General features: G+C 32.6%; 6 protein-coding genes and 1 pseudogene. 1 reads left to right on the top strand and 6 read right to left on the bottom strand.

Translation table 11 applies throughout. The annotated features are described in order from the left end of the window. Nucleotides 1-464: 464 nt before the first annotated feature. The 4 genes from recG to FWJ34_RS14750 form a co-directional block, all read right to left on the bottom strand. Nucleotides 465-2,954: an ATP-dependent DNA helicase RecG gene (gene recG / locus FWJ34_RS14765; RefSeq protein ID WP_308256096.1), complete on the bottom strand. Its 2,490-nt coding sequence runs from the start codon at nt 2,952-2,954 to the stop codon at nt 465-467. Nucleotides 2,955-3,335: 381 nt separating this feature from the next. Continuing rightward, complete coding sequence (locus FWJ34_RS14760) at nt 3,336-3,704, bottom strand: PEP-CTERM sorting domain-containing protein (RefSeq protein ID WP_308256095.1); 369 nt, start codon at nt 3,702-3,704, stop codon at nt 3,336-3,338. 197 nt (nt 3,705-3,901) lie between these two features. After that, a complete protein-coding gene (locus FWJ34_RS14755; RefSeq protein ID WP_308256094.1) occupies nt 3,902-5,128 on the bottom strand; it encodes a bifunctional sterol desaturase/short chain dehydrogenase in 1,227 nt (408 codons plus the stop codon). 211 nt (nt 5,129-5,339) lie between these two features. Further along, nucleotides 5,340-7,616, bottom strand: coding sequence for an RNB domain-containing ribonuclease (locus FWJ34_RS14750; RefSeq protein ID WP_308256093.1), 2,277 nt, complete (start codon nt 7,614-7,616; stop codon nt 5,340-5,342). A 95-nt stretch (nt 7,617-7,711) separates the two neighbouring features. Here FWJ34_RS14750 and zds point away from each other — a divergent pair, with 95 nt between their 5' ends. Then, complete coding sequence (gene zds, locus FWJ34_RS14745; RefSeq protein WP_308256092.1) at nt 7,712-9,163, top strand: 9,9'-di-cis-zeta-carotene desaturase; 1,452 nt, start codon at nt 7,712-7,714, stop codon at nt 9,161-9,163. A 296-nt stretch (nt 9,164-9,459) separates the two neighbouring features. Here zds and FWJ34_RS14740 read toward each other — a convergent pair whose 3' ends face one another. Both FWJ34_RS14740 and FWJ34_RS14735 read right to left on the bottom strand, forming a co-directional pair. Beyond that, nucleotides 9,460-10,620, bottom strand: a complete 1,161-nt coding sequence (locus FWJ34_RS14740) for an LptF/LptG family permease (protein ID WP_308256091.1) — start codon at nt 10,618-10,620, stop codon at nt 9,460-9,462. Between the two features lie 5 nt (nt 10,621-10,625). Further along, a pseudogene (locus FWJ34_RS14735) lies at nt 10,626-10,735 on the bottom strand (ABC transporter ATP-binding protein); the annotation flags it as partial.

The raw sequence follows: 10,735 nt of genomic DNA, 5'->3' as shown, positions 1-10,735 counted from the left end.
TTTTTTTGTGGCAAAAGCGTCTTAATTAAATCCCATTCTTCATCTGTGAGACTACTAGAGTAAACCATGATAAAAGTTCTTCCCATTTTCTTCTATTATTGTAATAGATACCAAATGGGTTCTATAACAATAACAGAAGATTATAAAGTAAAACTCTCTAAGTATTTTAAAGACTTTGAAAAAGAGAATTCTGTTTTAGATTTATTTTTTAAATATCAAGATAATAATATTTTTTACCAACTAAATTTTTTCCATCAAAAGATTTTTTAGAGTATCATAGAAATAACATTTTTCTGTGTTAAATTATTTACTATCATAATTTTTGTTTATTGTATTTTTGTTATGACTAACACTATATAGATTAAAGTTTCTATCGATTACTTTATAGTAACTTATCATAAATACTGTAGAAGAGCCATTTTTTATTTATATTTTTATCGGTACATTATCCTTATTTCATTTGATTAAGTTAAAATTTGACTACCAATTAACTTTTGATAACGTCTTTCTAACTCATCTTTTAAAGAAGAAGAATTGTTAAAATATTTATCTTGCAATAAAATCTTTTCGGCGGCATCTCTAGCTAATATTAACACCTCTTGATCTTCCACTAAACTAGCTAAGGCAAAATCTGGTAAACCTGATTGTTTACTACCTAAAACTTCACCGGGGCCACGCAACCTTAAATCCATTTCTGAGATAAAGAAACCATCTTGTGATTGCTCTAAAACACTTAATCTTTGCATGGCATCCCCAGTTTTACTGCTACTGAGTAACAAACAATAAGATTTATGACTACCGCGCCCGACTCTTCCTCTAAGTTGGTGTAATTGAGATAAGCCAAAACGTTCTGCATTTTCTATCAAGATTACTGTAGCGTTAGGTACATCTACCCCCACCTCAATAACGGTAGTAGAGACGATAATTTGAATTTCATTATCCCGAAAAGCATTTAATGTCGCATCTTTTTCCGCCGATGACATTCGCCCATGTAACAATCCAATGTTAAAATCAGGGAAAATTTTTTCTTTAAATTTGTCATATTCAGCCACAGCAGCTTTTACGTCTAACTTTTCCGATTCTTCAATCATGGGAAAAATAACATACGCCTGTCTTCCTTGTGCTACTTCTCGCTTAATTAATTCGTAGGCGTTTTGGCGTTGTCTGCCTGTTAAAGCCGTTGTTTGAATTGCTTGTCTGCCGGGGGGTAACTCGTCAATTTGACTTACATCTAAGTCACCATGAAGGGTTAAAGCTAAAGTGCGGGGAATTGGTGTTGCCGTCATACTTAACACATGAGGTGCTTTTCCTTTTGCCAATAATCTCCCCCGTTGTTGTACTCCAAATCTATGTTGTTCATCGATTACAACTAAACCTAAATTACAAAAGTTTACCGGATCTTGAATCAAAGCATGAGTGCCGATTAAAAGGGGTAATTCGCCACTTTCTAACTGTGCGTGTATTTCCCCCCGTTTACTTAGTTTTGTTGACCCTGTAAGCAATTCTACGGGCAAATGCAGGAGATTAAACCACTCTACTATCTTCCGATAATGTTGTTCTGCTAATACCTCTGTGGGCGCCATCAAGGCACCTTGATAACCTGATTGTAAGGCGGTTAATAGGGCATATACCGCTACAATTGTTTTACCAGAACCTACGTCTCCTTGCACTAAGCGATTCATGGGAGAATCTGACTGTAAATCTTCCTCAATTTCGTTAATAACTCGTTGTTGAGCGTTAGTCAATTTAAAGGGTAAAATTTGGTTAAATTCCTCAATTAGTTTTCCTTGAGGGGTAAATGCTACCGCTTGACGGCTTTCTTTTTCCTGTTGTTTACGGTTTAAAAATCCTAATTGCAAATAGAAAAATTCGTCAAAAATCAGTCTGCGTCTAGCTTGGCTTAGGCTTTCTTGATTCTCTGGGTAATGTATTTGGGCGATCGCCCTTTGTAAATCAATTAAACTATACTGTTGTTTAAGAATAGCAGGTAAAGGATCAGTAATTTCTTGTAAAGCAGGGATAGCTTCTACTACACTTTTACGAATAACATCAGCGGGAATGCCCTCAGTTAAAGGATAAACAGGCAACAAACGCCCAATTTTGAGAGAATTAATATTACCGCCTTGGGAGTCTAAAACCTCAAATTCAGGATTATCAAGGGTAATGCCGTATTTATTTTCCTTTACCAAACCAGAAGCTGCTAATAATGCACCCATAGGATACATCCGCTTCATTTTCTCCTGCCAACCTCGATTACTGTAATAATTTCCGGCAAAAAAACGATTAATTTTTAATTCCCCAGTGGCATCTTTAAGGATAATATTGAGAATAGTTAACTTTTTATTTTTGGGACTGCTAAAGCAATCACATTTTTTGACTTTCCCGATAATCGTCACAGTTTCTCCGGCTTCCAAATCACAAATATTAATTTGACGAGCATAATCAATGTGATCTCTAGGATAATAAAATAGTAAATCTCGAACTGTATAAATACCTAACTTTGCTAATAACTCTTTTTGACGATAATTAATTGTACTTAAATCTGTTACGGGTTGATCTAAGGTGATTTTTTTCGGTGTTGAAGGAGGAATAACCGGGGCAATATTGGCTGTTTTTGGGATATAAAGAGAGGAATCTTCTTCTAAATCATCCGAATTAAAGCTATTTGCCTGTAATTCTTGAATGTCTTTAATTAATGCTTCTGTTTGAGTAATTAAATCTATTCTTTGTTGTGTAGTTAATTCATCATATATACCGTATTGTTTAGCAATTTTTTGCCATTTAAACGCAATTAATAAATTATTAATCGGAGGAATTTTGCTAAAAGTTAGCCATAAAAATTCACTGAAGCGATATTGATTTCCTTGTATATTGTAATAACCTTTATCTTTTTCTATTTCTAACGCCTTTTCGATTCTTTGCCAGTCAGGAGTATTATCGTTGATGTTATTCATTTTTCGTGATAATTACATTTTAAACTTAATATTATTATTGATGCAAGATATTAGTTATACTCTTGATAAGTACTAATAAAACGAATAAAAATAATACTTATACAGTCCGCAAAAACACTTATCTTTACAAAAACTTTATAATTATAACATCAAAAACTTTCTACAAGATAAAATATCTAGTTGATTAGTACCATTCAAAGGCAAAAAAATGAGGAAACTCAGATACTTTTAATCGATTTCTGAAGTCTCCTTTCTGATGATTTATCGAAGTTAATCTGGTATTTGGAACAAAACTGTGCTTCAACATTTTTGATTCAAACACGTTAATTATTAAAGGTTTATTAACGTTTCAGAAAAGGTAGATAACTAATTAGAAACATTTTAAGCCTGTAATGACTGTCTTTTTTTCTTGATGGCAACACCAATACCACCGGCTAATAAAGAACCTAAAATGGTTACTGGTTCTGGTACAGGTACTGGTGCACTAACTGAGTTAGCAGAATAACCATCAACAGAAGAATTACGGGTAACAGCTAAGGAATTTGCTGTATAACTCTGAGAAGCCGTAGCCACTATACTAGGAACCTTACTGTTCCCCGGCAGGTCAAAAAGACTAGCTCCACTTTCTGTATATGCACTAGAACCAAAAGGAGCATTAAAACTATCAAAAGTGATGGTTACAGCTTGTGCCTGTCCTATATTAGCCAAAAAAATCCCCACTGTAAAGGCAGGACTTAAATAAGATTTCATGAAACAATCTCCTAAAGTTATTGAGTGATTAAAAGGTAATTTTTAAATGAAACTTTCCAAAAAAAGGACGAATTTTTTTGAAGGAGTTTACAAAGGGTAAAAACTTGAAAAATCAAACACACGAATAAATGCTAATCTAGTCTTAACTAGACTACCGTAATAATAAACTTCATTAGATTTTTAGTCAAGTAGTGAAATTACTTAGTCATAACTTTACAATAACTTAACATCAGCCATTCTTTAATGGGAAAAAGAATATAAGTTAAGGGGTTAATTGTGATGATTATATCACGGAAATCTCTTACAGCTAAATTAACAATTTGTTGAGCTACCCAATCTGCTGACATGACACCAATGGGGTTAAGATTACTTTTAAATGGACCTAAGATCAATTTACGAATAATAATAGGGGAATTAACTCTTTTTAAAGTAACTAAATCTCCCATTGTCCGTTTACTCATTTCATAAAGAGGACTAAAAGCTGGATTTACTTCGGCTTCGGAGGTATTTACCCAGATTTCTTTAGTGGCTTTGTCTTGATTATTTTTAACGGTTTTTAAGAATAATTCCATTAATCGCCAACCTGAAAATGCGTTAATTTCGTAGGTTTTCTCGATAGCTTCTGCACTGTTTTCCCCATAAACGTTAATGCCATGGTTAACGATTAATATATCTATTTTCTCCAATATTGGAGTTAGTTTTGATTCTTCGCCAATTTGCCAAGTAATAGTTTTAATGGGAATTTGCTCATTTTTAACGTTAATAAATAATTCCAAATCTTGAGAAGTAAGAGCGGTAACTTTTGCCCCTTTTAAGTATAATTTTTTAATTAATGCTTGTCCTAATGTACCACTAGCACCGGTGACGGCAATTTTTTTCCCTTTTAATGATAAAGCAGTGCCCATAATACGATCTACTAGAGTAAATGTACCGCAAAAATAGGCGTTTTGATCATCGAAATGATGTCGCCAATGATAAGATCTGTTTACAAACCAATTAGCAGGAATTGCCTCAAAATCTCCTTGACGGTGGGTAACATCAGTAATTTCGTCTGCATAAGGTACACCTAAACCTCTTGCAATGGCACTAGCGGTAAAGGTTAAAGTATAAAATGAACCTAACCATGCTAACCATTGAAACTCAGAAGTAATCCATCCTTGAGTGATAACTAATAAGGCAAAAATACTGCTAAATATTAGCATTACTAAAGATTCTGGTATATCATTATACCAATGGGCTTGACGATAAATTGTTTCGCTGTTGACAGATAAATCTGGTTTAAAAACTCGATGATGCCATGAGTGTAAACGATACAAGGGTTGCCAAATATGTGCTAAATAATGATAAAAGTCTCTTACTAATTCTACCCATACTATAGATATTAAGGCGATGGCTATAGCCATTAAAAAGGAATGATTAATCATTATTGGTGAAATAAAAGAAATATAAAAAATTATCTAAAACTATAGGATATTTTAACCATTAACTGTAAAGAATTAGGAATAAGCAATTACGATTAGATTTTTTTAAGCGACAATTGTTATACATTAATAACACAAAAATTAAACTTATTGGCTTGGCTAATCAAAGAAAAGATTTTGCCTTTGAGACTACTTTATCATCTATTGTGGAAATCTATAGTAGCGATATTAACTGATGTTGGATAATTAGGATATGAGAAGCATTTTGCTTGGCATCTTTTTTACTTTTACCGTAACCTTGAGAAATGATAATTTTATCTTGATAGTTTAGAGTAATTTTACAAATAAAAAACCCATCAATATCATTAAAATCATATTCAGGATAAGTTAATTGATTTAATTGACAAAAGTTATGTAATTTAGATACCCAATCTAATTCTTCACTGAAATTTTTTTTTTCTTTCTCTTTTTTATTTTCTTTGAAGTTAACTTTATCTATAGGATTAAGAATATTGCTCAAATTTTCTTTAATCATTATTTCTTCCTCGACAAATAAATCAGGTTGATCCGTTAATTGATCATTAAGATAAGATTGAATATAAGCTAAGGAAGATTTTTGTTTTGCCTTCGTTTTTTTTATGTCAAATTGAGGATGTCGATGAGTTAAACCATCAACATAACAATAGGCAATATATTTTTGAATAGAAGAATTATAATCGATTTTATATTCTACATTACAACCTGTTAATTGGGAATGAATTAAAAGCACTGAAACTGTATCAAAGTTAGAGTGATGAAAATAATTATTGATTCTACCTTGAAACCAAATTTTATATAAATCTCTCGGTAATAAACTATTAATTCTTGCCTCTATTTCTTGAAGAGTTGTTGCGTCAAAATGAGTCTTAAGACAATAGTCTAAAATCTTAGAAAAATCTTTATCATTTAATTGATTAAAATCCACCTCACAAGAATTTTCACCTTGAGTATTAAAAAGAGAATTAGTGATATTTGCTTCTATAATAGGGTTAGGATTATAGGTTAATTCTTCAGTTAAATAACCTTGAATTGTTGCTAAGGCAGCTTTTTGTTTCGCTTTACTTTTTTTGGTATCTTCTACGGGGTTTAAGGTTGTCATTCCATTGAGATAACAATAAGCAAAATAAAGTTTTCTAACTTCACAATATTCTAATTTATAATCAATTATCGAATTATCTATTTGGGATTTTATTAATAAAATAGAAACAGTGTCAATATTTTCATGCTCAAAGAATTGGTTAATTTTTGCCACAAACCATAAATAATAAAAATCTTTGGGTTGTAAAGTATCAAGGCGAGATTCTATATGAGAAATAATTTTTTCTAGTTGATAATTGAAGACACTATATTCAATTAAATCAGAAAATTTTTCAACGGATAATTTTTCTACTTCTAAGGTGTCAAGATTGTTAAATAGTTTCTCTATTTCTTCACGTCTTTTTTTGCGCATAAAATTAGACTTATCTTCTTTAAATTTTTGATGATATTCATTAATCTGTAAACATAAATTATCTAATTCTTCTGTGGTATAAGGAAAAGAATCTTTTTTGATAATCGCCTTCACAATACGATGATTAACTAAATCGACAAAACGGCGTAAAGGACTGGTAAAATGGGTATAATTTATTAAGCCTAAACCAACATGAGGTTTAGCATGAGATTGATAAATTGCCGGTACTAAAAGATGCCCCATAGTTTTTTTAACTAACTCAAAATCTGTTGTGCCTACGTCTTGAGTTCTATATAATGCGGGAATATTATTCTCTCCTAAAAAGTTAGCAATGGTAGTGTTAGTTAAAATCATTAATTCAGCTATTAATTGATAAGTATTAACATTTTCTTGAATTAAATTACCATCTTCATCTACATAACCATCATTAGTTAAAACTCCTGATTTTCCACCTCTTTTTTTCCCTATTAATTGAGCAACTTTCTGCATTTTTAATAATAATTGATGCTCAGGAATATCTTGAGGATTAGTTAATATTTTTTCGACTTCTGTATAACTAAATGCTTTTTTACTGGTAAAAATAGTTTCTTTTATCCGAAAAGAATTAACATTTCCACTATTATCTATTTGAAAGAAAATTGTCAATGCTAATCTTCTTTCTTCTTCTTCTAATGAACCTAAATTAGTGCTAATATTACAAGGTAACATGGGAGTTGGCGGAATTGTATGATATAAAGTTGCCACTCTTAATAATGCTTCTTTATCAATAGGAGAATTTTTGGCAACAATTGTAGAGACATCCGCAATACTTATTTGGAGTTCAAAACTTCCATGATTTAATTCTATCAACCAAACACCATCATCTCGATCGACGGTGGTAGCATCATCAATAGTGATACCAAATACAGAAAAACGGTTATGGTAATAATCCCTTAAATTGATATTTGAGGCTTGAGTTATTTGTTGAGTATTAAATTTTCTTGGTTGAATTTTACCTTTCATATTTCATCTCTCTAAATTCTAAATTCTAAATTCTAAATTCTTCATTCCTCTTATAATAAAGAATGTAAAGAAAAGTTAAGAAAAATTAGAAAAGAATGCGAGTTGCGATTGTAGGTGCAGGATTGGCCGGATTAGCCACAGCTATTGACTTAGTTGATGCAGGTTGTGAAGTAGAAATTTTTGAATCCCGCCCTTTTGTTGGTGGAAAAGTAGGCAGTTGGGTTGATAGTGCTGGTAATCATATCGAAATGGGGTTACACGTTTTTTTCGGTTGCTATTATAATCTATTCGCGTTGATGGAAAAAGTTGGAGCTATTAATCATCTACTTTTAAAACAGCATACTCATACATTTATCAACCAAGGCGGTAGAGTCGGAGAATTAGATTTTCGTTTCATTACAGGTGCACCTTTTAATGGTTTAAAGGCTTTTTTCACTACATCTCAACTTTCAGCAGTTGATAAAATTGCTAACTCTCTGGCTTTAGGCACAAGCCCTATTGTCAGGGGTTTAATCGATTTTGAAGGAGCAATGCGTAATATTCGTAATTTAGACAGTATCAGTTTTGCTGACTGGTTTCGCAAACATGGGGGTAATCAAGGCAGTCTTGATAAAATGTGGAATCCCATCGCCTACGCCTTAGGGTTTATTGATACTGAAAATATTTCAGCTCGTTGTATGTTAACCATTTTTCAATTCTTTGCTGCGAAAACTGAAGCCTCTGTATTGCGAATGTTAGAAGGTTCACCTCATGAATATCTCCATAAACCTATCGTTAACTATTTGGAATCAAAAGGCGTAAAAATCCATACTCGTCGTCGTGTTAGAGAAATAAAATATCAGGAAGGAGAAGAAACCCTCGTCACTGGTTTAATTGTTGCTAAAGGTGAAACCGAAGAATTAATTACTGCTGATACTTATGTTTTTGCTTGTGATATTCCGGGTATTCAAAAAGTTATTCCTCAAAGTTGGCGTAAATGGTCTGAGTTTGATAATATTTATAAACTAACTGCTGTACCCGTCGCCACAGTACAATTACGCTTTGATGGTTGGGTGACAGAATTACACGACGAAGAAAAACGCAAACAATTAGTCAAAGCAGAAGGCATTGATAACTTACTTTATACTTGCGATGCCGACTTTTCTTGTTTCTCTGATTTAGCCTTGTCTAGCCCTTCTGATTATTACCATGAAGGTGAAGGTTCTTTGTTACAATTAGTATTAACTCCGGGAGATCCTTTTATTAAGGAAAGTAACGAAAATATCGCTCAACACGTCTTAAAACAAGTTCATAATTTATTCCCTTCTTCTAATGACTTAAACATGACATGGTATAGCGTTGTTAAATTAGCTCAATCTTTGTATCGAGAAGCACCGGGTATGGATGTTTACCGCCCTTCACAAAAAACTCCCATCTCTAACTTTTTCTTAGCTGGTAGTTATACCCAACAAGATTATATTGATAGTATGGAAGGTGCTACTATTTCTGGAAAACAAGCCGCTCAAGCTATTCTCAAATCTAATACAAAAATATTGGCGATCGCATGAGGTAATCAAAAATAAAGGATTAGTTTACTCCCTAGGGCATACCTCATTAGGCTTGTCCAATAATTAAAAATACAATCAATTTTAGTTAACTTTTTGTAAATTTTAGTTTAGTTTTTAATGATCCCTGATTAAAAATCTTAATTTATGGAGAAGTATATTAAACAGGAGTGCAAAATAAAAATTAAAATCTATTTATTTTAGATGGGAAATTATTAATTTTAATTACTATTGCCAGAAGAATTAAGAATTGAGAATTAGGAAACTTACCCATTGCCGCAAATTGTGCAAGAAATCTATTATTTTGATGATTGAATTAATAACCATGTGCCAGTGCCTAAGCCGAGAAAGTTAGGCATCCATGCCGCCATAAAGGGGGTTAAAATTCCCCAAATTCCCATAGATTCACTGACAAAAGAAAGTAAATAATAAGAAAAGATTAAACCGACACAAATACCAAAACTCGTCGCTTTATTCGTATTTTGTGGACGTACACCTAAAGCAGACCCAATTAATCCAAAGACAAGACAAACAAAAGGTAATGATATTTTTCCTTGAATGCGTACTAATATTTTGCGAATTTCTTTTTCATTGGCTTCCAGTTGGACTATTTTTAAATAGTCTCGCGCTTGAGCGATGCTCATTTCGTCATAGCTGGGAGGGCGTTGGGCTAAGTCGAGGGGGGCTCTGGATAAAGCAAGTTGTTGATGTTCAAAACGAACTATATTACGGTATCCACCATCAGGGGAAATTAGGTAAATTGTACCGTTAAAAAAATCCCATACATTTTCTGCTATATTCCATGTGGCTGTTTGAGAGGTGAGAATTTGGTTTACCCCTTCTCTTGATAAGTCTAAGATGGTTAAGTCTTTCATTTGTTCGCCGTTGAATTCTTCAGCATAAAACAAACGCACTAACACTGAATGAGTACTACCATCTTCATTTTTTATAGTCTTATATTCAGGATATAAAATGTTACGATCTTTAAAAGTTGGTCTAACTCGGTTGAGAGCTTTTTGTAATGTTAAAGTTGCTTGTCGATTGGCCGAAGGAGTGACAACATCATTAATAAAAAAAGTCATACCTGTAACAATTAAACTCAAGATAATAGCAGGTACAATTAAACGATAAACATTAATGCCAATACTGCGTAAAGCAATAATTTCACTATCACTAGATAAACGACTATAAGCCATTAATGTTGCCAATAATACTGACATAGGAAAGGCTAAAGCAATAAACGCCGGCATTCTCAACAGTAAAATTTTAATAGCTACGCTGAATAATAAGCCTGATTCTGTGACTTTACGAATTAACTCGAATAATGTGCCGATGGATAAACCCAAAGAGGTAAATAAACCAATACCAAATAGGAAGGGTAACAATAATTCGATCATAATATATCGATCCATGACCGAGATTTGTGGCAATGATAGTTGGAATTTTGGTTCTTTTTCCATGAGTTTTAGGCTTGAAAATTATCTCCTAAATAGTATTGTCTAACTAAGGGGTTATTGTAAAGCTCTTCTCCTGTACCTGAAGCTAATATTTGACCTTCTCTCATGATATATGATC

This window comes from Geminocystis sp. GBBB08, from assembly GCF_016743215.1.
Taxonomy (GTDB): domain Bacteria; phylum Cyanobacteriota; class Cyanobacteriia; order Cyanobacteriales; family Cyanobacteriaceae; genus Geminocystis.
The sequence above is the reverse complement of the archived record's forward strand: the minus strand, read 5'-3'. Positions and strand labels throughout refer to the sequence as shown.